The sequence below is a fragment of the Vibrio sp. 10N.261.51.C6 genome, from assembly GCF_041471785.1.
In the GTDB taxonomy this organism is placed as follows: Bacteria; Pseudomonadota; Gammaproteobacteria; order Enterobacterales; family Vibrionaceae; genus Vibrio; species Vibrio crassostreae_C.
In genome coordinates this window covers 13,707-37,867 of record NZ_JBFRPB010000020.1, presented here as the reverse complement: position 1 = coordinate 37,867, position 24,161 = coordinate 13,707, and the positions used below count along the sequence as shown (strand labels likewise).

Annotated in this window: 26 protein-coding genes; 16 read left to right on the top strand and 10 right to left on the bottom strand. The window is 41.8% G+C overall.

Annotated elements, in window-relative coordinates; translation table 11 throughout:
* Positions 1-20: 20 nt before the first annotated feature.
* On the bottom strand, positions 21-1,262 hold the full coding sequence (coaBC, locus tag AB4375_RS05745; protein WP_102394583.1) for a bifunctional phosphopantothenoylcysteine decarboxylase/phosphopantothenate--cysteine ligase CoaBC: 1,242 nt from the start codon (positions 1,260-1,262) through the stop codon (positions 21-23).
* A gap of 223 nt (positions 1,263-1,485) precedes the next feature.
* Between coaBC and radC the strand changes: the two genes are divergently transcribed.
* The 6 genes from radC to AB4375_RS05715 all read left to right on the top strand — a co-directional run bounded on the left by radC (position 1,486) and on the right by AB4375_RS05715 (position 5,506).
* Entirely contained in the window at positions 1,486-2,160 is a 675-nt protein-coding gene (gene radC / locus AB4375_RS05740) for a DNA repair protein RadC (protein WP_017071069.1), read from the top strand.
* Positions 2,161-2,451: 291 nt separating this feature from the next.
* Positions 2,452-2,688 (top strand): 50S ribosomal protein L28, encoded by a 237-nt coding sequence (gene rpmB / locus AB4375_RS05735; RefSeq protein WP_004728407.1) that lies wholly within the window; start codon positions 2,452-2,454, stop codon positions 2,686-2,688.
* Between the two features lie 13 nt (positions 2,689-2,701).
* Positions 2,702-2,869, top strand: a complete 168-nt coding sequence (gene rpmG, locus AB4375_RS05730; RefSeq protein ID WP_002535344.1) for a 50S ribosomal protein L33 — start codon at positions 2,702-2,704, stop codon at positions 2,867-2,869.
* 204 nt (positions 2,870-3,073) lie between these two features.
* On the top strand, positions 3,074-3,598 hold the full coding sequence (locus tag AB4375_RS05725) for a hypothetical protein (RefSeq protein ID WP_032546317.1): 525 nt from the start codon (positions 3,074-3,076) through the stop codon (positions 3,596-3,598).
* A 2-nt stretch (positions 3,599-3,600) separates the two neighbouring features.
* Positions 3,601-4,410: a bifunctional DNA-formamidopyrimidine glycosylase/DNA-(apurinic or apyrimidinic site) lyase gene (mutM, locus tag AB4375_RS05720; RefSeq protein ID WP_017063089.1), complete on the top strand. Its 810-nt coding sequence runs from the start codon at positions 3,601-3,603 to the stop codon at positions 4,408-4,410.
* Positions 4,411-4,501: 91 nt separating this feature from the next.
* Positions 4,502-5,506 (top strand): NAD-dependent epimerase, encoded by a 1,005-nt coding sequence (locus AB4375_RS05715; RefSeq protein WP_017063090.1) that lies wholly within the window; start codon positions 4,502-4,504, stop codon positions 5,504-5,506.
* A gap of 133 nt (positions 5,507-5,639) precedes the next feature.
* Here the strand turns inward: AB4375_RS05715 and AB4375_RS05710 are convergent, their stop codons facing one another.
* From AB4375_RS05710 to AB4375_RS05700, 3 genes are all read right to left on the bottom strand, one after another.
* Positions 5,640-6,392: a glycosyltransferase family 25 protein gene (locus AB4375_RS05710; protein WP_016792613.1), complete on the bottom strand. Its 753-nt coding sequence runs from the start codon at positions 6,390-6,392 to the stop codon at positions 5,640-5,642.
* Positions 6,393-6,642: 250 nt separating this feature from the next.
* A complete protein-coding gene (gene coaD, locus AB4375_RS05705) occupies positions 6,643-7,125 on the bottom strand; it encodes a pantetheine-phosphate adenylyltransferase (RefSeq protein ID WP_017063092.1) in 483 nt (160 codons plus the stop codon).
* 1 nt (position 7,126) lies between these two features.
* Positions 7,127-8,209, bottom strand: coding sequence for a glycosyltransferase family 9 protein (locus tag AB4375_RS05700; protein WP_010433790.1), 1,083 nt, complete (start codon positions 8,207-8,209; stop codon positions 7,127-7,129).
* 96 nt (positions 8,210-8,305) lie between these two features.
* Between AB4375_RS05700 and AB4375_RS05695 the strand changes: the two genes are divergently transcribed.
* Complete coding sequence (locus AB4375_RS05695) at positions 8,306-9,019, top strand: 3-deoxy-D-manno-octulosonic acid kinase (protein ID WP_372051181.1); 714 nt, start codon at positions 8,306-8,308, stop codon at positions 9,017-9,019.
* A 72-nt stretch (positions 9,020-9,091) separates the two neighbouring features.
* On the opposite strand, the gene waaA is transcribed toward AB4375_RS05695, so the two are convergent.
* Positions 9,092-10,354 carry a lipid IV(A) 3-deoxy-D-manno-octulosonic acid transferase gene (gene waaA / locus AB4375_RS05690; RefSeq protein WP_372051180.1) on the bottom strand — a complete coding sequence of 421 codons (1,263 nt, stop codon included), beginning with the start codon at positions 10,352-10,354 and terminating at the stop codon, positions 9,092-9,094.
* A gap of 132 nt (positions 10,355-10,486) precedes the next feature.
* Between waaA and AB4375_RS05685 the strand changes: the two genes are divergently transcribed.
* The 9 genes from AB4375_RS05685 to pseI all read left to right on the top strand — a co-directional run bounded on the left by AB4375_RS05685 (position 10,487) and on the right by pseI (position 19,017).
* On the top strand, positions 10,487-11,518 hold the full coding sequence (locus AB4375_RS05685) for a UDP-N-acetylglucosamine 2-epimerase (protein WP_372051179.1): 1,032 nt from the start codon (positions 10,487-10,489) through the stop codon (positions 11,516-11,518).
* A 9-nt stretch (positions 11,519-11,527) separates the two neighbouring features.
* Positions 11,528-12,319, top strand: a complete 792-nt coding sequence (locus AB4375_RS05680; RefSeq protein WP_017069246.1) for a glycosyltransferase family 2 protein — start codon at positions 11,528-11,530, stop codon at positions 12,317-12,319.
* Between the two features lie 10 nt (positions 12,320-12,329).
* Positions 12,330-13,409, top strand: coding sequence for a glycosyltransferase family 4 protein (locus tag AB4375_RS05675; RefSeq protein WP_372051178.1), 1,080 nt, complete (start codon positions 12,330-12,332; stop codon positions 13,407-13,409).
* A 79-nt stretch (positions 13,410-13,488) separates the two neighbouring features.
* Positions 13,489-14,502 (top strand): UDP-N-acetylglucosamine 4,6-dehydratase (inverting), encoded by a 1,014-nt coding sequence (pseB, locus tag AB4375_RS05670; RefSeq protein WP_017069248.1) that lies wholly within the window; start codon positions 13,489-13,491, stop codon positions 14,500-14,502.
* A complete protein-coding gene (gene pseC, locus AB4375_RS05665) occupies positions 14,499-15,674 on the top strand; it encodes a UDP-4-amino-4,6-dideoxy-N-acetyl-beta-L-altrosamine transaminase (RefSeq protein ID WP_017069249.1) in 1,176 nt (391 codons plus the stop codon). The genes pseB and pseC overlap by 4 nt, the downstream gene beginning before the upstream one ends.
* A complete protein-coding gene (gene pseF, locus AB4375_RS05660) occupies positions 15,674-16,363 on the top strand; it encodes a pseudaminic acid cytidylyltransferase (RefSeq protein WP_372051177.1) in 690 nt (229 codons plus the stop codon). Before pseC ends, pseF begins: the two co-directional genes overlap by 1 nt.
* A gap of 3 nt (positions 16,364-16,366) precedes the next feature.
* Positions 16,367-17,437 (top strand): UDP-2,4-diacetamido-2,4,6-trideoxy-beta-L-altropyranose hydrolase, encoded by a 1,071-nt coding sequence (pseG, locus tag AB4375_RS05655; protein ID WP_017069251.1) that lies wholly within the window; start codon positions 16,367-16,369, stop codon positions 17,435-17,437.
* Complete coding sequence (gene pseH / locus AB4375_RS05650) at positions 17,418-17,975, top strand: UDP-4-amino-4,6-dideoxy-N-acetyl-beta-L-altrosamine N-acetyltransferase (RefSeq protein WP_371714001.1); 558 nt, start codon at positions 17,418-17,420, stop codon at positions 17,973-17,975. Before pseG ends, pseH begins: the two co-directional genes overlap by 20 nt.
* Entirely contained in the window at positions 17,968-19,017 is a 1,050-nt protein-coding gene (gene pseI / locus AB4375_RS05645) for a pseudaminic acid synthase (RefSeq protein ID WP_017069253.1), read from the top strand. Before pseH ends, pseI begins: the two co-directional genes overlap by 8 nt.
* 4 nt (positions 19,018-19,021) lie before the next feature.
* Here the strand turns inward: pseI and AB4375_RS05640 are convergent, their stop codons facing one another.
* From AB4375_RS05640 to rfaD, 5 genes are all read right to left on the bottom strand, one after another.
* The gene (locus AB4375_RS05640; protein WP_372051176.1) at positions 19,022-20,128 is read right to left on the bottom strand and encodes a polysialyltransferase family glycosyltransferase; all 1,107 of its coding nucleotides are present in this window, start codon (positions 20,126-20,128) and stop codon (positions 19,022-19,024) included.
* Positions 20,125-20,877, bottom strand: coding sequence for a glycosyltransferase family 25 protein (locus AB4375_RS05635; protein WP_017069255.1), 753 nt, complete (start codon positions 20,875-20,877; stop codon positions 20,125-20,127). Before AB4375_RS05635 ends, AB4375_RS05640 begins: the two co-directional genes overlap by 4 nt.
* Positions 20,870-22,069 carry an O-antigen ligase family protein gene (locus tag AB4375_RS05630; protein WP_372051175.1) on the bottom strand — a complete coding sequence of 400 codons (1,200 nt, stop codon included), beginning with the start codon at positions 22,067-22,069 and terminating at the stop codon, positions 20,870-20,872. Before AB4375_RS05630 ends, AB4375_RS05635 begins: the two co-directional genes overlap by 8 nt.
* A gap of 16 nt (positions 22,070-22,085) precedes the next feature.
* Entirely contained in the window at positions 22,086-23,042 is a 957-nt protein-coding gene (gene lpxM / locus AB4375_RS05625; RefSeq protein ID WP_372051174.1) for a lauroyl-Kdo(2)-lipid IV(A) myristoyltransferase, read from the bottom strand.
* A gap of 134 nt (positions 23,043-23,176) precedes the next feature.
* Positions 23,177-24,118 carry an ADP-glyceromanno-heptose 6-epimerase gene (gene rfaD, locus AB4375_RS05620; RefSeq protein ID WP_017063102.1) on the bottom strand — a complete coding sequence of 314 codons (942 nt, stop codon included), beginning with the start codon at positions 24,116-24,118 and terminating at the stop codon, positions 23,177-23,179.
* Between the last annotated feature and the right edge of the window lie 43 nt (positions 24,119-24,161).

The following is a 24,161-nucleotide window of genomic DNA, read 5'->3' as shown; positions in this document are numbered from 1 at the left end:
GTCAGAGCAAATTTGTGCGTTTATGCATCAATAAGCTGTTGGATCTGAGCGAGGATCTGGAAACCAAGTGTGTCTTTGCTTTCCAGTGGCAGAGATTTATCGCCGCCTTTCCAATAAAGGTGCAGCTCATTGCTATTGCTATTGAAGCCTTGCCCTTCGACTGAGACATCGTTGGCGCAAATCATGTCGAGGTTTTTTCTTTCCAGTTTGCCACGCGCGTATTTCTCAACATCTTGAGTTTCTGCTGCGAAGCCGACAGTAAATGGGCGTCCTTCCGTCATTGAAGCGACAGAAGCGACGATATCTGGATTCTTAACCATTTGAATGGTCATGTCGTCTTTACCGTCGACCTTTTTAAGCTTTTGGTCTGCAATGGTCTCAGGGCGGTAATCGGCAACCGCGGCGCAGCTGATGAAAATATCGTGTTGAGAAGCGTTAGCAGTAACCGCATCAAACATCTGTTGAGCGCTGTCGACATCAATACGATTAACCTTGTTTGGCGTCGCTAATGAAACAGGGCCACTGATTAGAGTCACTGTTGCGCCTTGTTTCGCGGCTGCTTCAGCCAGTGCATAGCCCATCTTGCCCGAGCTGTGGTTGGTAATGTAACGCACCGGGTCAATCGCTTCACGAGTCGGGCCTGCAGTAATAAGCACAGAACGGCCAGCAAGTGGCTTAGGTTGGAAGAAGTCTTCACAGCGATGCACGAGCTGCATTGGCTCTAACATACGACCCATACCGACATCACCACACGCTTGCTCGCCAGCCGCTGGCCCCCAAACTTCACAACCACGACGTTTTAGTGTCGCAATGTTCTCTTGAGTCGCAGGGTGGCTGTACATTTGTTGGTTCATTGCCGGAGATACCGCAACTGGCGCATCGGTTGCTAAAACCAAAGTGGTCAGTAGGTCGTTACCCATGCCCGCTGTCATACGAGCAATCAGATCAGCGGTTGCTGGCGCTAGTAATACCAAATCAGCCCATTTTGCGAGCTCAATGTGCCCCATGGAAGCCTCAGCAGCAGGATCAAGCAAACTATCAGACACTGGCCTTCCAGAGACGGCTTGCATGGTGAGAGGAGTAATGAACTCCTTGGCTGCATTCGTCATCACGACTTGTACTTGTGCTCCACGTTCAATTAAGCGTCGAGTCAGTTCGGCACATTTATACGCAGCGATACCACCACTAATGCCAAGTAGGATTTTTTTCCCAGCCAGGCCTTGTAGGTCAGCGTTATCCAGTTGATTAACCAATGTTTGCATGATTCTGTTCCTTAATTTCTCTGCGACTTACGATATCAGAACAAAGGATAAGTGCCTAGAAGCAGAACTCGAACAGAGTTGACGCTCATCAAGTTGGTGTTATCAAACTTATCAATTACACGATTTTGTTAGTGTCTCGTTTCCTTTGATCTCTATCGAAGGATCTCTGATTACGATCTCATTAAGGTGATGGGTTGTGTTCATGACCAATGATTGTCTTTATATGCCAATAGATAAAATACCTGCCGAATCGATGCCGAGAGAAAAGTTGTTAAATAGAGGGCCTGATTCTTTGAGTGATGCTGAACTGCTCGCGATATTTCTGCGAACAGGGACACAAGGAATGAACGTGTTGGAACTTGCTGACAAGTTGATCAAAGACTTTGGCTCGCTCCGTCATCTTTTTTCAGCAACGCAGGAAGAATTTTGTGCCCATAAAGGGATGGGGCAGGCCAAGTATGTTCAATTACAGGCTGTGTTAGAGATGACACAGCGCTATCTAGCAGAGACGTTATCTCGCGGAGATGCACTCACTAGCCCTAGTCATACTAAGCTTTATCTTTCGAGCATGTTGCGTGATCGCCAGCGAGAAGCCTTCTATATATTGTTCCTCGATAACCAAAATAGGGTAATCAAAGACGAAGTTATGTTTGAAGGAACCATCGATGCCGCATCGGTTTACCCACGGGAAGTGGTTAAACGGGCACTTCATCACAATGCGGCGGCATTAATCTTGGCTCATAACCATCCTTCGGGTGTCGCGGAGCCCAGCCAAGCGGATAGGAGGATTACACGCCGATTGACCGACGCATTAGCGCTGGTGGACATCCGAGTTCTCGACCATTTTGTCGTTGGAGATGGCGAAGTTGTCTCTTTTGCAGAGCGTGGATGGATTTGAATCACATTTTAGGTTGTTAGTTGCGTTAAATCTGCTATTATTCCGCCCACATTTTTAGACCTAAAATCAGCTCTGATTACTCAAGCAAGCTGCGCTGCACAAAAAAAGATCACGAAATCCGTAAAAAGGATCTGTTCGGGTCTTGAGCAATGCGTGTCAAGTTAGTATAATGCGCGACCTTTGATAGCCTTGTATGGATTTTCCATAACGGTTTTTACCTTCTATTTTAATTGATAGAGAGGTTCGGCCACCAAGGTTGATATCGAGCTGAAACGATTGGAGAAGACATTCATGTCCCGAGTATGCCAAGTAACTGGTAAGCGTCCAGTAACGGGTAACAACCGTTCACACGCACGCAATGCTACTAAGCGCCGTTTTCTGCCGAACCTACAAACTCATCGTTTCTGGGTAGAGAGCGAAAAACGTTTTGTTAAACTACGTCTAACTGCTAAAGGCATGCGTATCATTGATAAGAAAGGCATCGATGCTGTTCTTGTTGATATCCGTGCACGTGGCGAAAACGTTTAAGAGGAATTAAGCAATGGCTAAAGGCATTCGTGAGAAAATTCGTCTAGTATCTTCTGCAGGTACTGGTCACTTCTACACAACTGATAAGAACAAGCGTAACATGCCAGGCAAATTTGAGATCAAAAAGTTTGATCCAGTAGTTCGCCAACACGTTATGTACAAAGAAGCTAAAATCAAGTAATTGATGCTTTTTTTGCTCTTCTTCAGTAGAAGAAAGAATTGAAAAACCCAGTTTAATCGCTGGGTTTTTTTATATCTAAAATTTGAGGAACTCAATTATTCTTGCTTGATATAGCCTCTGATAGATAGAAATCTGTACAACATAGAAAGTATTGCCACTTTCACGATATACTGAATGTTCAATAGGTTAGATGAGCAGAATCAGATGAGATATCGTGGACGCCGGTGGAACAACATACTCATGTTCAGTGTGATCGCTTTTATTGGCGTGTTAAACCTTCCAACATTGATCAAAGCGTACCTTATCGAGCCTGAACCGCAGGTTGATAGCCCTTATCCTTATCTCCTGAACCCAACAGCAAAGCTTCAAGCGTTACACTTTGCTAAGTGGTCTGTCATTCAACAAGATAATCAATGGGTTTACCAGTTCGAAGATACTGACTTTCCTCAAGCCACCAATGCACAAGAGCTGTCACAACGTTGGAAAGAGCTTGTGGGCACGGAAGTCGACTCACAGACCTACACAGACCTTACGCCTCGGTTAAATACACCACACACCATCGAAGTATGGTATCAAGACCAAGAAGAGCCCCAGCGTATTACCTATTATCAATTGCCTGAGTTCTGGTTGTTAAAAAACTGGAATGATCAGTGGTTGGCGGTGTCTATTGAAGAGAGCTACCTGTTTCCAAGCTTTAACGCTAACCACTCCTCTAAATCGGACGACTAACTATGCCTGAATTACCCGAAGTCGAAGTAAGCCGTATGGGGATCTCGCCTCATTTAGTTGGCGAGACCATTAAAACCCTTACTTTTCGCACGCCTAAGCTGCGTTGGGATATCCCACAAGAGTTAAAAGCATTAGAAGGGCAGGTGATTCGCTCTATCTCGCGCCGTGCAAAGTACCTATTGATTGAAACGGATACTGGCACTGCCATTGTTCACCTTGGTATGTCTGGCTCACTACGCGTATTAGACGCTGACTTTCCAGCAGCCAAGCACGATCACGTGGATCTTAAGCTCACCAACGGCAAAGTACTGCGCTATAACGACCCTCGCCGCTTTGGTGCGTGGTTATGGTCTGCTCCTGACGAAACGCATCCTGTGCTACTGGGATCTGGCCCTGAGCCGCTCACTGACGACTTCAACGCCGACTACATCGCTGAGAAGGCAGAAAAACGTAAAGTCGCTGTTAAACAGTTCATTATGGACAACAAAGTGGTGGTTGGTGTCGGAAATATCTACGCCAACGAAGCGCTATTTGCTTCACGTATTAGCCCTTTGCGCCCTGCAAGCAAAGTGACAAAACAAGAGTGGGTCTTGTTGACCAAAGAGATCAAACAAGTACTCGCTACCGCCATTAAACAAGGCGGTACTACCCTAAAAGATTTCGCACAAGCAGATGGCAAGCCGGGATATTTCGCTCAAGAGCTACAAGTGTATGGCAAAGCAGGTGAAAAGTGTCCAAGCTGCGAAGCATTGATTCAAGAGCTAAAAATCGGACAGCGCAATACGTTTTATTGCGAAGAGTGCCAAGTATAGAAAATCTGAACTCGTGTTCACTTTTTATTGCTAGTCGATAGGCTAGCGAGTGGCTACAATTGTACTAATTATATGAATTGAGAATAGTAGAATGAAATATTTAGTAACTGGCGTTGCTGGTTTTATTGGCTCTGCAGTGTCAGAGCGACTATGTGCGGCAGGGCATGAGGTTGTTGGTATCGATAACCTAAATGACTACTACGAAGTCTCTCTGAAACATGATCGCCTTAAGCGTATCGAGCATGAAAAGCTTACCTTTATCGAGCTGGATCTCGCTGATAGAGAAGGTATCGCTGAGCTTTTCGCACAGCAAAAGTTTGACCGCGTGATTCACTTAGCGGCGCAAGCTGGCGTTCGTTACTCAATTGATAACCCAATGGCGTATGCCGATAGCAACCTTGTCGGTCACTTAGCTATTCTTGAAGGCTGTCGCCATAATAAGGTTGAACACCTCGTTTATGCTTCATCGAGTTCCGTTTATGGCTTGAATCAAAAAATGCCATTCCATACAGCAGACAGTGTTGATCACCCGATTTCACTGTACGCCGCGACTAAGAAGTCGAATGAGTTGATGGCGCATACCTATTCTCATTTATACGACGTACCAACGACAGGTCTTCGCTTCTTTACGGTTTACGGTCCTTGGAGTCGCCCTGATATGGCGATGTTCAAGTTTGCGAATCTAATCGTAGCGGGCAAAGAAATCGACATTTATAACAACGGCGACATGATGCGTGACTTCACTTATATCGATGATATTGTTGAAGGTATTATTCGTGTTCAAGATCGTATTCCAGCCAAGCAACCAGATTGGACCGTTGAGCAAGGGTCACCAGCAACCAGTTCTGCTCCGTATCGCGTATTCAACATCGGTCATGGCAGCCCGGTTAAATTAATGGACTACATCGAAGCATTAGAAGGTGCTCTAGGTGTTGAAGCGAAAAAGAACTTCATGCCAATGCAGCCTGGTGATGTGTACGCAACTTACGCCGATACTGAGGATCTGTTTGAAGCAGTAGGCTACAAACCACAAGTTAAAATCCAAGAAGGCGCGAAGGCATTCGCAGATTGGTATAAAGCCTATTACTCGCTGTAGTAATTGATAGCTTTGAATTAAAAATAGCGCTCAATGAGCGCTATTTTTATAGGTAATCGCATGATTGCTTTTTAGGTATAAGTATAAGCATAAAGAGAGGGGGCAATTTAATGTGAGTGTACTTTTCCTAGACCTAGAATTTTGGTCTGAACTCTTTATCTAGTACTGCAAGGTGATAAAGGTTTGTTGATAGATTAAGTGCCATACTCTTTATTTTGTTCACAATCTTCATAAAGGCGACAGAATAGTCTTTTCTACCTTTATGTTTACGACTACCGATAATTGACGGCCGTTTACTACGCTGTAATCCAGCAGAAGAAACACCAAACATGGGGTGCTTATGAATCCAAGTATTCCTTAAGAATACATCAACTGGATAATTAAAAGTTGAACTTTGTTCGATGAAAGCTTGTGCCGCTTTGGGAGATATAGCATAGCAGGCGGTTCCTTGAGGAACTTTCAAATACTTTACAAGATGCTGTGTATCGTACTTATCAACTGAATAATGTAGTCTATTCTTACTGTCTTGTAAGCGAATAAAACCACACTGCTCAATATGCTGCTCGGCGATAGTCAAAGTATTGCGAAATATATCGATATCAATATCGGCATGATCTTCGAAGACTAAAATGGGTTCATTTAACTCTATGCATTTTTGCCAAATAAGATAATGGCTTGCATAACACCCCACTTCCCCAATTGCATGCGGCCTCCCCATGTTGTGTAAAAAAGCTCTATCGTGAATTCTTGTTAGTAGAGGATGTTCATCGGTTCGTGCATCCACTCCGATAAAAAACTCAAAATCAACCTGAGCATCCTTAAGGGCGTTAGCTGTTGATTTTTGCCTACAATGGTTTGCTTTTAAGGTAATACAGTATGATTTCATAAAGCTATATTGATGTATTTATTCACAAGAAATTATGTTATCACTCGTTTGGCTTTTTGTAATGATTGTTCGCTTTGTTAGAGGTTATGGTTGTGACGGGCTTCAAGAATGTTGAGGCAGTATGGCTGATTGACTATTAGTGGTTCTGTAGTGTCGGAAAGATCGTGCTCGGGGCGGATTAAATTATAGGTATTAATAAAAATAGCGCTCACTGAGCGCTATTTTTATTTTTCGGAGTAGATAAAGAGAACTACTTGGCTGTTTTTATTGTGATTTCGTCTGCTACTTTTTGTGGCACAAACTGACTAATATCCCCGCCGTGTATAGCGACTTCACGAACAATGGTTGAAGAGAGGAAAGCATATTCTTCTGAAGGGGTAAGGAACACGCTTTCAAGCCCTGGTAGTAACTTGCGGTACATGCTAGTGAGTCCAAACTCGTACTCAAAATCCATGGTTGTTCTTAGGCCTCGCACCAACACATTCGCTTGCTGCTGTTTAGCAAAATCGACCAGTAACCCCGAAAATCCTTCAACAGACACGTTAGGTAAGTGAGACACCGCATCACGTAACAACTCTACACGTTCATCTAATTCAAACATGGTTTTTTTACTTGGGCTCGCTGCTACTCCAACAGTGATATGGTCAAACATGCTAGCGGCACGAACAATGATATCAAGGTGGCCATTGGTCACCGGATCAAAAGTTCCTGGATAAATAACGTGTGTGCTCATTTTAGCTGTCCTTGCTTAATGTAGTGTTCGAATTCGGTGCTTTACTAGAGTTTAAGGCCTTATCGAGTTGCTGCTTTACCATATCGAGTGTGATGTCTTTCATCAGGTCATCGCCTTTAGCACGGGTTCCCCATGGAAGGTCTGCGACTGGTTTACCTTGTTGTGCTTCTACGTGCTGTTGATAAACACTCACTACGATATCGAGATCGTTGTAAGGTCCTGTTCTACGAGGGTCGCTGTGTGCGTACAAGCCGATTACAGGCGTTGACTGCGTAGTTGCCAAGTGGGCTGGGCCAGTATCAGGTGCCAATACCACCGTTGCATGTTTCAGTACGGCAGTCAGTTGCTTCAAGTTCGTTTTTCCAATCAAGTTGGTTACTGGCGACTGGCATAATTTTTCGATGTCGCTACCAAGGTTAACTTCTCTTGGTGCCGGAGAACCACATAACACCACTTGCATGCCTTGTTCGACAGCATAATCAGCAATAGCTGCATATCGTTCAGTTAACCAATTGCGTGAATCTTTGCTTGCAGCTGGGGAGATAACCAAGGTCGGCTTGTCTGCCATGGTGCTAATTGCGAGTTGTTCATCTTCAGGTGTTAAAGGGATATCCCATTGAGGCTTATCGAAGGGGACACCAATGTAGCGAGCAAATTCGGCAAAGTTATCTAACACATGAAACTTATCTGAAATAGGTAGATGGTGGTTGGTAAAGAGTGACTGCATTTCACGAGTACGGTTTTTGCCAAATCCCACTTTGCACTTCGCCTTTATTCCCCAAGATAGCACGCTGGCTCTGAGTGCGGCTTGCATATGCAGAAGTGCATCAAATTTACGATCAGATAGCTGACGCCATAATTCACGCATTCCTTTGAAGCCTTGTTTCTTATCGAAAACAATCACCTCAATACCGGGTAGATCGCCGATCAGCATGGCTTCTATTTTGCCCGTTATCCAAGTGATTTTCGTTTCAGGCCACTGCTTCTGGATGGCTTGAACCACAGAAATAGCATGACAAACATCGCCAATCGCGGAGAGGCGAAGTATGCAAAGAGATTGAGGTGCAGTTGAGAACAGTGACATAAAGTGCCCGAAAAAAGTGAATAACATCAGAATTATGCAGATACTCGCATTAGTTGTAAAATAGCAATGACGAAAAGCGACCCAAAGGCCTCATAGATGGAAACGATTAGCACCAAGAACCAAACAATTTGGTACGACCCTGAACTTTTGGCTCAGGTACCAGAGGGCGATATCGCTCAGATTTTTGAGGCTGAATATTGGCAGCAACAAGACGCCATTTCAGGCAGTGCTCAAGGACGCGGTACCACATGGTTCATTCAGCTTGATGGAATACAGGCCGCATTGCGCCATTATCGCCGTGGCGGATTGTTTGGGAAGCTAGTCGAAGACCAATATCGTTTCTCTGATTGGGAAAGTACGCGCTGTGCAATGGAGCTTAATGTCCTAAAGATATTGGCAAACGCAGGTGTGAATGTACCGAAGCCCATTGCTGCTAGAGCCATTAAAAGCGGACTACTTTATCGAGCGGACTTAATGTCTGAACGAATTCCCAATGCCAAAGATCTGGTTGATGTCTTGGTCAATGGCCCGATAGATGCGGATGTTTATCGTCGAATTGGCCAAGAGGTACGCAAGATGCACGATGCTGGGGTTAATCATACCGATCTCAACATTCATAATATCCTGCTTGATGACTCGCAAAGGGTGTGGATTATTGACTTTGATAAGTGTGGTCAGCAAGCGGGTGATGACTGGAAAGAAGGCAACTTGAATCGCTTAAAGCGCTCGTTCTTAAAAGAAGTGAACAAGCGCCAGATTCAATGGCAAGAGCAGGATTGGGAACCGTTATTGCAAGGCTACCAAGGTTAGTTGCTGTTAGTTAAGAGTGGTGACTAGCTAAGAAGGCCATTAGCTAAGAAGGCCATTAGCTAAGAATGGTCATTAATTAAGAATGTATGCCAAGGTTTTATCCAACGCCCCTCGGTTCTGCTCAACCACTTGATAAGCCGCTAAGCCTCTGTTTTTACGCAAGTCAGGCTGAGAGAATAGCTCTCTTAGCTGGCCTGCAATTTCATTACTGTTTTGACAAATAGTGACAGCTTGAGCTTCAAGTAGTTTGTCGGTGATCTCGCTAAAATTAAAGTAGCTAGGACCATTCAGTAAGGGTAGCTGTAGAGCTGCTGGTTCTAGCAGATTGTGGCCACCTACCTTATCGCCCACAAGGCTTCCGCCCATAAAGCAGACATCAGCGCCACCGAGTAATACCAACATTTTTCCCATCGTATCCGCAATATACACTTCAATATCAGAGGTGATTGGCTGCTGACTCGTTCGAGTGATGGTGTTGAATTGGTATTGTTTAGCCAGTTCCGTCACTTGGTTAAATCGCTCTGGGTGGCGAGGCACGATCATCAGTAGCGCACTAGGGTTGTCTTTAAGAAGTTGCCTATGAGCGTCTAAGATAATTTCATCTTCGCCTTGATGAGTGCTGGCTGCTATCCACACACAGCGTTCAAAGCCAATTTGTTCACGTAACGCTTTGCCTTTTGATACTTGTTCAGCTGAAACTTCAATATCAAACTTGATCGACCCAGTCACATGCACAGATGCTTTATCTAACCCTAATCGTATAAAACGCTCAGCATCACTTGGGTATTGGCAAAGTACTTGAGAGAGATTTTTGGCTAAGAGATCAAAAACGGCTTGGAATTTAGCATAACGCTGGCACGAGCGCTCAGATAGGCGAGCGTTAAGTACTGATATAGGAATCCCAGCTTTCGCGACGCAGTGCAGTGTGTTTGGCCATAATTCCGTTTCCATGATTAGCATCTGTTTAGGTTGAACAGCTTTCAAGAAGCCTTGTACACACCAAGAAAAATCAATCGGCATGTAGCGGTGCTCGACCAAATCACCAAGCTTTTCTATTTGTTCAGCACCTGTGCTGGTCGTTGTGGTAACAATGATGGCTTGATTTGGATCTCGCAGCTTCAATTGTTTAATGATAGGTATCGCAGCAATAGATTCACCCACTGACACGGCATGAATCCAGATAGGGCTTTTACCTTGAGTTTGCGGCGTAATACCGAAATGTTCTTTCCAGCGCTTACCGAAACTTGGTTTTCCGGGTTTGCTCTTATAAAGCCCATAGAGGAGTAGTGGAGAGGCCAATGACAATATAAGAGTGTATATAATTCGTATAAGCATAAGAACAGTGACACCAGAGGGTAAAATCAGTAATCAGAAGAGTATTTTCTTCAATCTCGAAAGTAAAGAGCGTTATAATTAAATGCTTAGTTGCGCTTTCAAACGGACATGGTGAATTTTATCTCATCGCTTATGCAAACCGATCAAACCTATCGTTTCTTGCTCTACGTCGAGCAAAATTATTCATTTGCTATTCTTCGCCCATTCTATGATTACGCGAAGCAACTCGGCCATGAGGTTAAGTGGTTGCTTGTTGGTGAAGACGCTTCTGAACATCTTTTACTGGATCAAGAGCAGAGCGTCTCTTTGACAGAAGCTATTGCTTTTAATCCTTCTGCCGTTCTAGTGCCCGGTGATCGTGTTCCAGCGTTTATTCCAGGGTTGAAGGTACAGGTATTTCATGGTTTGAACGAGAGCAAACGAGGGAACTTATACCCTGAACGTGGTCTATTTGATTTGTATTGCACCGAAGGCCATGAAAGAACAAGCTCGCTTGAGCCGCTAGCTAAGCAGCGCGGCTATTTTCAAGTTAAAGAGACCGGGTGGCTGAAGCTCGATAGCTTGTTTAATTATCAAGCTAGTGAGAATCGTCATGAGAGACCTCAAATTCTGTTCGCTTCCACTTTTTCGCCAAGCTTATCGTGTGCAGAGTTGGTTTATGAAGAGCTTAAGCGCCTCAGTCAACTGAGTCAGTGGCAATGGTTAGTGACTCTTCATCCGAAAATGAATCAAGAGACGAGAGCGAAATATCAAGCACTGGAAGGGGATAACCTTCTCTTTTTCGATAATGACCGAGTGATTGAAATGCAACATCGTGCTGATGTTATGGTGTGTGACAACTCATCGATATTTCAGGAATTCTTGTTGCTCAATAAGCCTGTTGTCACGGTAAATAATCGAGACCCTCAAGCAAGCTTTATTAACATTACTCAAGCCGAGCAATTAGAGTCAGCAATTAAGCAAGCAATGCTACCTGATGAAACAAGAGATAAAGCCATTGCTAATTATGGTCCGTCAATAACGCCATATTTGGACGGTCAATCCTCAGCGAGAGTTCTGAGTGCTATTACGGATGTGCTAGAAAGCGGTTGGCAGGATAAAAAACCAAAAAATTGGATTCGTAACTTTAAAATCCGTAAATCATTAAACTATTGGAAATTCTAGGGCTGAATAATGAGAAAACATACCCTGTCTGTCATTGTTATTACCAAGAATGAAGAAGACCGAATTGAAACTTGCCTAAAATCTGTGGTTGATATTGCCGATGAGCTAATTGTGTTAGACAGCGGATCAACGGACGCAACCGTTGAGATATGCCAAAAATATACAGATAACGTGACAATCACAGATTGGCCTGGCTTTGGTAAGCAAAAACAGCGAGCGCTAGATAAAGCGACATGTGATTGGGTGCTATCAATTGATGCTGACGAAGCTCTCGATAAAGAGATGAGCGACGCTCTTGTTGAACTATTAAAACAAGATCAAATCAAACACACTGCTTATAAACTTCCTTGGGGGGTGACTCTTTATGGCACGACTCTAAAACATGGCCGCAGTGCTCGCGCAGTATTAAGACTGTTTAAGAGAGAAGGCTCTCGATATACGTTAGACGAGGTTCACGAGACCGTCGTTCCGGAGCAAGGCTCTACAGGGATATTGAAGGGATTTCTTCTTCATTACACCCATCGTGACTATGGCCACGGCCTAGATAAAGCAGCGCAGTACGCCTGGCTCGGCTCGCAAAAGTACCATCGTAAAGGCAAGAAATCACACGGCTTATTCCTTGCTCTACTTCGAGCGATGTGGACGTTTTTCCTTGTGTACATTATCCGTCGTGGCTTTATGGATGGTAGTGTCGGTTTCATTATGGCTATGACTTACGCTCAGGTGAATTTCAATAAATATGTCGGCTTGTGGATTCTTGAAAATCGCTCAGAAGACCGTTCAACAGACCAAGCTAAATAGGGACCGATAGATGAAGATTTTAGTTTGTGCATCTTACTTACATGCATGGAATAGTTTGCGTCCAGAAGCTGCGATTTTTATCGAACTAGCTCGTCAAGGGCATCAAGTGACGATAATGACTCAGGGGGAATCTGAGCACGTATCGAAGCTAGAAGAGCATGGTATCCGAGTAGTAGATGGCTATCCGAAACGTAAAATTTGTTTTGACACCATTAAAAAGATTCGCCACGAGCTGAAAACTCATGATTACGACATCTGCTATGCTTTTAACTCAAAGACGATACCTAATGCGGCGTTTGCGTGTATTGGCTTCAACGTTAAATTAGTCGTTTATCGAGGTACTACTGGCGGACTTTATCGACATGACCCTAGTGCTTATTTAACGCAACTTCACCCTCGTGTAGATGGCATAGTTTGTGTTTCAGAAGCGGTTCGACAAGATGTGGTGAAGCGCGTTTGGAAGAACAAAGATAACGTTGTTACCATATACAAAGGGCATGAATTGGATTGGTATAAAGTACCACCAACTGAGCGCTCTGAGTTTGGATTGAATGAAGATGATGTAGTCGCGATTACTGCAGCGCATGTAAGGCCAAGTAAGGGTATTTCTGTTTTACTTGAGGCGACCAAATACATTACAGCACCGAACTTCCACTTAATCTTAGCGGGTAGTGGCTATGAGCCTCACTTTGATGAGATGAAAGCGAGCCCTATGAGTGAGCGAATTCACTACATCGGCCATCGTACTGACATCCCTTCAATTATGTGTATGGCAGATTTTCAAGTTCAGCCATCGATCAGCGGAGAAGGGCTACCGCGTACCATTGTTGAAGCAATGGCAAATGGCACAACTTCTGTTGTTACTACCACAGGTGGAGCTCCTGAACTCGTTGTAGATGGCGAAACGGGTTATATCGTCCCTACGGGTGACGCAAAAGCTTTGGGTGAGGCAATGGACAAACTCGCGCGCGATAAAGATAAGTGCACAGCTATGAGTGAAGCAGCCAAAGAGCGCTTAGATGAAAGCTTTAGTTCACGAGCAACAGTGAAGAAGCACCTGGAGTTTTTTGAGAAGTTGCTAGCCAGCTAAAGTAGCTAGATATCAATTTGGAATTCAAGTACCTAAGTTTAAAACTTAGAGAAATAGAAATATATTAGAGTAGTTGAGTATGCTAAATAACAAGACAGTATTAATTACAGGTGGCACAGGGTCGTTTGGTAAGCAATTTATCAAAACAATTCTGGAACGATACCAAGACGTAAAGAAGATCATTATCTTTTCTCGTGATGAACTGAAGCAGTTTGAAATCAAGCAGCAATATCCTCACAAGGATTTTCCACAATTACGCTTCTTTATTGGTGATGTTCGTGATCGTAACCGTATGATTCAAGCGTGTGAAGATGTTGATGTTATTATCCACGCCGCTGCGATCAAACAAGTTGACACTGCTGAGTACAACCCAACTGAATGTATTCGCACCAATATTGATGGCGCAGAGAATGTGATTAGTGCGGCTCTTGCGTGTGGTGTGAAAGATGTCGTTGCCCTCTCGACCGATAAGGCATGTGCACCAATTAACTTATATGGTGCGACAAAGCTTGCTTCAGATAAGCTATTTGCTGCTGCAAATAATATTAAAGGTTCAAAAGACATTCGTTTTAGTGTCGTACGTTACGGCAATGTGATGGGCTCTCGTGGTTCGGTTATTCCATTCTTTATGCAGAAAAAACAAGAAGGTGTACTGCCAATTACACATGAAGAGATGACGCGTTTTAATATTTCTCTTCAAGATGGCGTGAATATGGTCATGTATGCACTTGAAAACCATTTGGGTGGTGAGATCTTTATTCCTAAGATCCCTTCATACAAAATTCTAGACATCGCTGAAGCTGTTGCCCCTGGTGTTCCAACTAAAGTTGTTGGCATTCGACCAGGTGAAAAACTTCATGAAGAAATGATTACTGATACTGATTCTCTTAATACAATTGATTTAGGTCGTTATTACGCGATCCTTCCTTCTGTCTCTTTTACATATACAGAAGATGAGTACATGAATCACCATAAGGCTGAGAAAGTGCCTTTTGGTTTTAAATACAACTCAGGCACCAATACTGAGTGGGAAACGATTGAAGGTCTACGTGGCCTAATCAAAGAGCATGTTGATCCTAAATTTACAGTGTGAGTAGAACAGTGATTCCATATGGCAAGCAAGATATCAGTCAGCAAGACATTGATAGTGTAGTTGATGTCCTTAAATCTGATTTTCTAACTCAGGGACCACAAGTTCCTGCGTTTGAAGAAGCGTTAACAGAACATACTGGTGCTCAGTATGCGTTAGCAGTGAATAGTGCAACCTCCGCTCTGCATATCGCTTGCTTGGCTTTAGGTTTAGGGGAAGGTGACTGGTTGTGGACAACGCCTGTTACTTTTGTCGCATCTGCAAACTGTGGTCTTTATTGCGGTGCCAAAGTGGACTTTGTTGATATTGATTCAGCAACTTATAACATGTGCCCTAAAAAGCTAGAGCAAAAGCTCATCGCAGCTAAAGCTAATGGAAAACTACCAAAAGTTGTCGTTCCTGTTCATTTGTGTGGTCAACCTTGTGATATGGAATCCATTGCTAAGCTAGCGAAAGAGTACGGCTTTAAAGTCATTGAAGATGCATCTCATGCTATTGGTGGTAAATATCACGACAAACCAGTTGGTAACTGTGAACATTCTGATATTACTGTTTTCAGTTTTCACCCAGTGAAAATTGTGACAACAGCGGAAGGTGGGGCGGCGTTAACCAATCAGAAAGAACTGGCGGATAAAATGGCTCTATTACGTAGTCATGGCATCACTCGTGACTCTGAAATGATGACGGAAGCTTCTCATGGTGGTTGGTACTACCAACAGGTTGATTTAGGTTTCAACTACCGCATGACAGAACTTCAAGCGGCGTTGGGTGTCACGCAAATGCAACGTCTTGATGAATTTGTTGCGGCGCGCCATGTGTTGTCTAAGCGTTATAATCAAATGTTATCTGAATTACCCTTGGTACTTCCTTATCAACTTGAAAACACGTACTCAGGTTTGCATTTATTCGTAATTCGTTTGAAGTTGGATGAGATATCATTAACTCATAAACAAGTGTTTGACGCCCTGCGTGAAAATGGTATCGGTGTTAATTTGCATTACATTCCTGTGCATACTCAGCCATATTACCAAGCTATGGACTTTACTGAAGGGGAATTCCCTGAGTCAGAACGTTACTATCAAGAAGCCATCTCACTGCCAATGTTCCACGGTATGACGGAAGAACAGCAAAATACCGTTGTTCGTGTAGTAACTGACATTTTGACAGGTAAATAATGAACGTTGCTATTATTCCTGCACGTGGTGGCAGCAAGCGTATTCCTCGTAAAAATATAAAGCACTTTCATGGCAAACCTATGATCGCTTACTCAATCGAGGCTGCACTTGCTTCGGATTGTTTTGATAAGGTTATTGTCTCTACTGATGATGCTGAGATAGCCGAGGTAGCGATAAAGTATGGTGCTGAAGTACCATTTTTACGGCCTTCAAATATCTCCGATGACTATGCTACCACTATGGATGTGATACACCATGCAATAACTTGGTGCGCTAATAATGGCTGGGATATTGGTGATGTTTGTTGTTTGTACGCCACTGCTCCGTTTGTTTTACCTGAAGATCTTCAGAAAGGCTACGAGCGACTTAGAGGAAATAGTGTGCAATTTACATTTAGTGCCACATCGTTTCCTTTTCCGATTCAGCGTGCGATTAAGCTTGATGAGCAAGGCTCTGTTTCGATGTTTTCGCCTGAAAACGAACAGGTAAGATCACAAGACTTGGAAGAAGCGTATCACGATGCTGGCCAGTTTTATTGGGGTCGTAAAGATGCTTTCCTGAATAAACTATCGGTGTTTTCCAGCCACTCTAAGGCCGTGATCTTGCCGAGAAAACGCGTTCAAGATATTGATACCCAAGAAGACTGGGAACTGGCTGAATCTCTTTTTTCAGCATTGAGGTTAGGATAAATAATGAAGGTTACCTTCCGAGTGGATGCGTCACTATTTATCGGTAGTGGCCACGTCATGCGCTGTTTGGTGCTTGCTGATATATTAAAAAACAAAGGTTTTTCTGTATGCTTTGCTTGTCTGCCTCAGCCAGGGGACATGATTACATATATCCGTGATAGAGGCTTTGACGTATTAGAGCTGACTCCCTCTTGTCTACAAATGACTCCCTCCCATAGTGCTGATTATAAAGCTTGGCTTCAACGTAGCGTTGAAGAAGATGCAAATGACTTTCTATCTAAAGTTGATTCTTCCGAGTGGGTGATTGTGGATCACTATGCGCTGGACCATGAATGGGAAAGTATCATTATAGGTAAGCTGTCATGCGCTATTTTATCGATTGATGACCTTAACCGTGAACACTGTAGTGATATTATTCTCGACCAAAACCTATGGCCGAACATTTCAAAAAGATATTCGGATTGTTCTGCTACCAAGCTCCTTGGCCCTGAATATGCTCTTTTAAGAGAGAGCTTTTCAACATTGCGGGATTCGCCTCGAGATTCAATATCCAATCAACTCTTAGTCTTTTTTGGTGGAACAGATCCTACAAATGAGTGCGAGAAATTTATTCTTGCAGCAAATGAGTTTAAGAGGCTCCCGTTTAATACTATTTTGATCACGGGGAGAATCAACCCTCGTTTTGATGCTTTGATAAAGCTTAATCAAAAGAGCAATGTTTCTATATACAAAAATTTAGAGAGTTTTGATTTATCTTTAAGTAATAGCAAATATGCAATTGGCGCCTCAGGAGTCAGTAACTGGGAGCGTTTTTGTCTCAGGGTTCCAGCCTCGATAGTTTCTGTAGCGGAGAATCAAGTAATACTTTCAAATTACTTGTCAGATTTAGGGTTTGTTGAATACTTAGGTGAAGGTATAACGACGAGTACCGATACTTATGCACTTGAGCTAGCGCGTTTATGTGAAAGGTGGGATGACATCAAACCTTTTAGTGATTTTGAAGTTGATGGCTTCGGTGCGAATAAGGTCGTTCAAACAATGGAGAGCTTTTGTCGTGAAACAAAGAGTGATTAAATTTAGGCAACTTGAAGAAAGTGATTTAGAAGAAATTCTCGCTTGGAGAAACTCTCCAGATGTTAGAAAAAATATGTACACCTCTCATGAAATCACTATGGACGAGCACAAGTCATGGTTTTCTAGCATGTGTAAGGATAGTTCAAAAGAATATTTTCTAGCAGAGTTAAATGGAGAGCCAGCAGGTGTTGTTGGATTTACTGATATAAATAGAATTCCTGGAATTGCTTCGTGGGCATTCTATGCCTCGCCTAATGCGGTAAGGGGTACAGGATCTTTGATGGAATATCGAGCGCTAGAGCATGCATTTACTGAATTAGATTTGCACAAATTACGCTGTGAGGTTTTAGGTTTTAATCAACCGGTGGTGAAGTTACATTCCAAATTTGGCTTTAAAGTTGAAGGTACTCATCGAGATGCTTTCTTCAATGGGACTGAATATCACGATGTAGTACATTTGGGTATCTTTTCACATGAGTGGAAAGGTATTAGAAACCTTATGAAAGATAAATTGAGAGTATACGAAGAGAATGAATAAAAACATATACATCGATAATCGAGAAATTGGTCCTAATTGTCCTCCATATATTATTGCTGAACTTTCTGCTAACCATAATGGTGATATAAACCGTGCCTTTCAGATTATGGAAGAAGCAAAAAAAGCAGGTGCTGATGCGATTAAACTTCAAACCTATACCCATGAAACAATCACTATGGATAGTGACTCGGAAGAGTTTCAAATTCATGGCGGCTTATGGGATGGCCAAACTCTGTATGAGTTGTATAAAGAAGCGCATATGCCTTGGGAATGGCACAAGCCTTTGTTTGAAAAAGCAAAAGAGTTAGGTATTACAATCTTTAGCTCACCTTTTGACTTTACAGCTGTAGACCTATTAGAAGAACTTGATGCCCCTGCTTACAAAATTGCGTCTTTCGAAGTGGTTGATTTACCCTTGATTAAGCGTGTTGCTCAAACGGGTAAGCCGATGATCATTTCGACGGGGATGGCTAATGAGGAAGAAATTGCAGACGCAGTAAAAACAGCAAGAGACAATGGGTGTACTGAATTAGTTGTACTGCACTGTGTAAGTGGGTATCCAGCACCAGCTGAACAATACAATTTAAAAACTATTGCCGATATAGCACAACGATTCGAAGTATTGTCAGGCCTTTCTGATCACACTATCGACAATGCTACCGCAGTTGCTTCGGTTACTCTAGGTGCATGTTTGATTGAAAAACATGTCACAATGGATCGTAACGGGGGCGGTGCCGATGATAGTTTTTCTCTTGAGCCTCATGAGTTAGCGGCATTATGTAAAGATGCGAAAACAGCTTGGCAAGCTATGGGGAAAGTCAATTACGAGCGAACAGATGCGGAAAAGGGAAATGTTAAGTTTCGTCGCTCTTTATATGTGGTAAAAGACATAGCGGAAGGTGAATTGCTGACCCCCGAAAACATTCGGAGTATTAGGCCTGGTTTTGGCTTGCCACCAAAATACTATGAAGAGGTTCTAGGGAAAAAAGCTCTAACTAAGATAAATTCAGGAACTCCTTTATCCTTGAATTTATTTATATAGTCAGTTATTTGACATTAGATAGCTGTAGAGATATTAAATCTTGGAGGCTATCTTGTTTTTTTTCTAATTCAATTAATATATTTTCTAAGTCATGAACTTTGCTATCTGGGATTAATTTATATATTTCACAATATTCCTCGATCCCCATTCCGGCTGAAGAGTTAATTGATATTATGTTAACCTTATCTTTGCTAGACAGTAGATAAATCTCCAAAGGTAGCTTATTAGATAAAAATCCCACTCCTTTTTCTTTGAAAGATAAATAATCTGAATTACTTTCCTTTGGGTGCAACTTCAAAATTGGGGTGAAACCTTTACGTTTACTCTCTAATATTAATTCACTATAGATGTCATAAAAGAAATTATTGTCTTTAAGCTTACCTTTTAATTTGTTAAATATGGGTTGTGTGGCGATGATTAATGTATTATTGTCGAAATTACTAGTATTATCAAACTTAAAGCATTGTTGGATCTTTGATATTTTTGCTTTATCTTTTGATAAAACAAGTCTTCTTCCTTTGTGTTGTACTGATTTTGGTAACTTTTCTGGGTGTATTACATAAATGTGGTCACATTGCTTTCTTTCACCAAATACGTAATGCTTAGGCGGTTGATTTGATAGCAAACGAAGTAATTGCTTGGGCTTGTCATCAATCTGGTGCTTAACGTAATTACCCATTCCATCTTCTATCATTGAGTAAGACTTAACTAGAAGGCGAAATAACCTAGACATCTTATTGTTATCATTGAATAAAAATAATTTACTTATCCCACCCTTTAGGTCTACGTTGTTATTGCTTTCATATATTGATGCTACCAAGATTTTTTTAAATTTATCAGGTATTGGCCAACCTCGAAGAGAACAAAATAAAATATACTTCCCAATGTATCCTATTTTTTTTATATCACTAACTAACGATTCCCTATTCATCAGCACCAATTCTATTTTGGGAGGGAGTTGTGTTGTGTCTATGTCTTTAGGGTTTATGTTTTGGTAATCATAGAAATAAATTATGGTCGACGGATTCATCTCATCTTGTGCTTTATACAAACTAAGTAGTAAGTGCCTTACCGTAGAGCAGATATAAATATCTTTATGTGTTGAGTTCATAATTTATTTCTACTCAGTTTGAATTTTATATTATGTAGATGGCGTTGAATGGTTTCATTAAGATTAAACCACTCACGTTTACATTTTTTTAATAGGCTTCTATTAGCTGTTTTTTTTGCGTAGCCTATTTCAGAGTCAAACTTAGGGTCATTAGTGACACAAGGTTCTTTAGTTCCATAGCATTCAACTTCATTCGCCCAAAATCGATCCATATATATGTCGACAGCCATGTACCACTCTTTAGAGTGTAGTAACAGTTTATTCGCTCCTTGAGGTGTAAGATAATAAGCAGTTGTACTCATATGCCCTTTTGTGAATTTGTGGATGTTGGTCGAAGAACATTTTAGTATAGAATAAGAACTGAACTCTCGACGTTTATTATTAAATAACCGAATACATTCGATAGATTCAGGTAGTTCAGGAATATCTTTTAAAAAATTTAAAAATGTCTTTTTAAATAACAAAGCATCGTCTTCAATAATAATTATTGGTTGATTTAGCTCTATACATTTTTCCCAGAGTAAAAAGTGACTTGCGTAACAGCCTAATTGACCAGCGTTAAGCGTTTTTGCTCTATATGTTTGGCTTAATTCATCATTATAACGTTTCAGTAATGGATGAGGAGGTGATGTTCTGCCGTCCACGGCAGAAAACAGCTCAAAAGGAAGAGATAGTTCGCCTAGTTGACGGCTAATATTTTCTTTTCTTTCTGTGGAAGATTCTAAGTTGATCACAAAGATTTTAGTCATTGGAAACTCTCTTACATCTTGAGCAGATAGGGACTAGAAATAATAGATATAGCATTAGTGGTTGAGGGTGATTAAAAGGAACATCGGTTAATCCAGCCACGAAAAATAAGCTAACCAAACCAATTTTTAGATACTTATCAGTTGAGTTTAGATGCTTCAATGTCATTAATGGGTAGATTAGAAACCCCAGTGTGAGTATTAGACCGATAATACCAGATTTAACCATCTTATTAATGAATTGATTATGGTAATGATGTGAAGCAAGTCGATAAGTAGTCTTAGATATTTCTTTTTTTTCCCGCCTTTCTTTTAATAACAGTGGCGTCTCACTCCCATAACCGAGTATTGGTCTTTTTTCAATTAATTGAGGAGCTAGTTGCCATAGTTGCAATCTTTGACCAATAGAAGTTTTATAATTGCCCGATTGAATTTTTTGTATCTCATAGACAGTTCGTTCATATCTTTCTGTGATTATTTCTTTAAATAAGTAAGAACCAAAAGAAAATGACAATGTAGTGATGAAAAGTATAGAGATTAATTGTTTTTTTGTTGGAGCCTTTTGTACACATCTGATGAGACAAATAATAAAAAGACTTATTGTTAAGGCTAACCAAACTCCTCTAGTTTCGCTGGAAATTATAGGAGGTAAAGATAGTAAGAATGCTATTGAAAGCATCGCTTTTTCTTTTGTTTTTGAGGCTTCGATTAACAAAGAAAATGCCACTACGGATAGAAGAGCACATGCTGTTGCGTATGGTATGGGATTTATATAGCCAGCATCGCGAGATACTCCCATGTAAAAATTAAAATAGATGCTATTGATACATACAACAAAACTACCGATCAAAACTACCCATTGAATTACTTTTTGAGTAAGCATTTGATATGGGAAAGCTATAAGAAAAAGAGTAACGCCAATCAGTGACCTCAGTTCTCTAGAGCTTGCTCCATGATAATAATAACTAAATACGATATATATACATGAAATGCCAATTAACCACACAAACGGGCTCTGTATGTTATTTAATATAGTTTCTTTTTTAAATACTAATATACTGACGATGATACTAATCAAAAATAGTGGGATCATTTTCTTATCACCACTATCTAAAACTAACATGCCTGTAACAGCAAAAAAGTAAGGTAATAGTAAGAGTGCTGTATAAATCTGCTTTCTGTTAATAATATTCATACTGTTTAATGTAATGCTAACCACTATAAGGATTTATATTGCTATCAGGACGAGTCTTAAGCAGTCTTAAGATCCACATATATTGCTCAGGCTTTTTGCTTACGTAGTCTTCAATACATTGGTTCATCATACGTGCGTCCTCTTCTTCGCTTCCTGTTGGGAAGGGTAGAGCAGGGTAGAAGTCCAAGGCGTATTGGCCTGTACTGCTATCGTATTGAGCAAACAAGGGCACAATTTTAGCTTTACTTAGTTTTGATAGGCGACCAAGGCCTGAAATAGTTGCTTTTTGAGTCGCGAAAAAGTCAACGAAGACACTGTGCTCACGGCCAAGATCTTCATCAGGGAGGTAGTAACCCAGGTACCCATCACGTACCGACTTGATGAAAGGTTTGATACCACCACTGCGATCATAAACACGACCGCCGTATTGCACGCGTTGTCGGTGCATTAGCCAGTCACTGAGTTTGTTTTTTTGTGCTTTCGCCATCGCAGATACAGGTAAATTGCGTGAAGCTAATAATACCGCTGGGATATCGATAGCCCATGTGTGTGGCACCAGCAAGATCACATTCTCGCCACTGTCTGTAATATCGGTTAGATTGCTCAGGCCGTTTATCGAAGTATTATTCTCTAGCCAAGTTTTACTCTTGAGTGTCAGTGAAGCAAATCCCATCAAAAATGAGATGGAAGTAACGTATGACTGATAGAGAGTTTCTTCGCGCTCTTCGATAGATTGCTCAGGGAAACACATCTCAAGATTCACTCGAGCCCGGCGGTTAGCCTTATTCTTAATTTTTACAGCTTGCTTAGCCATAAACTTAGCTAATGCTAAACGAATGCTATTAGGTAAGAAGCAGACTAAAGACGATAACAAAACAGCAATCCAAGTTCCCCAGTATTTAGGTGCTAGAAAACCCCATTCAAACTCAGGATTGTAAGCTTTTGGATCAAAATCATTGCGTTGTGTGGTCATTCATTCACTACATTATTTAAATCAGAGAGTTAACTTAATATCGGTCACTCTGGGAATGATTATATTCGTTAGACATTCCCAATAATACACGCTAAAAGTAGGGTGTATTATTGGTCCTAATCTGAAATATACCGTTAAGCGTTTACGATCTTCATGTACTCAGCAACGCCATCGGCTACTGCTTTAAACTCGATATCGCAACCTGTACCGCGAAGCTTCGTTAGGTCTGCTTGAGTGAATTCTTGGTAAGCACCTTTTAAATGCTCAGGGAAAGGAATCGTTTCGATTTCGCCTTTACCATGGTGCTTGATAACTGCCTTGGCGACTTCTTCAAACGACTCAGCATTGCCAGTACCTAGATTAAAGAGGCCAGATACCCCATTTTCTAAGAACCACAAGTTTACAGCCGCAACATCACCTACATACACAAAATCACGCTTAAAGGTTTCGCTACCTGCGAACAATTTCGGGTTTTCACCGGAATTCATTTGGTTGTTTAGGTGGAAAGCGACAGAGGCCATGCTGCCTTTGTGTTGCTCGCGTGGACCATAAACATTGAAGTAACGAAACCCTACGATTTGCGAAAGCTTTTCGTTGTGTGCTGCTGCATCCGCGGTTAAGCGACGAACGTAGTTATCAAATTGTTGTTTTGAATAGCCGTAGACATTCAATGCACCTTCGTACTCTCGCTCTTCGATGAAAGTGTCGGTCTCACCGTAAGTTGCAGCTGAAGAGGCATACAAGAAAGGAATTTCACGCTCAACACAGTAATGAAGTAGCTCTTTTGAGTATTCATAGTTGTTGAGCATCATGTATTTGCCATCCCACTCAGTGGTAGCAGAGCATGCTCCTTCATGGAAAACAGCTTCAATATGACCAAAATCATCACCGGCCATGACTTGAGTTAGGAAGTCATCACGATCCATGTAATCCGTGATGTCTAGGTCTACAAGGTTCTTAAATTTCTTACCATCTTTTAAGTTGTCGACGACTAGAATATCGTTGTGGCCCGCTTCATTAAGCGCCTTAACAATATTGCTGCCAATCATGCCAGCACCACCCGTTACGATAATCATAATTTTCTAACTCTTTTGAATACAAAACTGTCACGAGTATAGC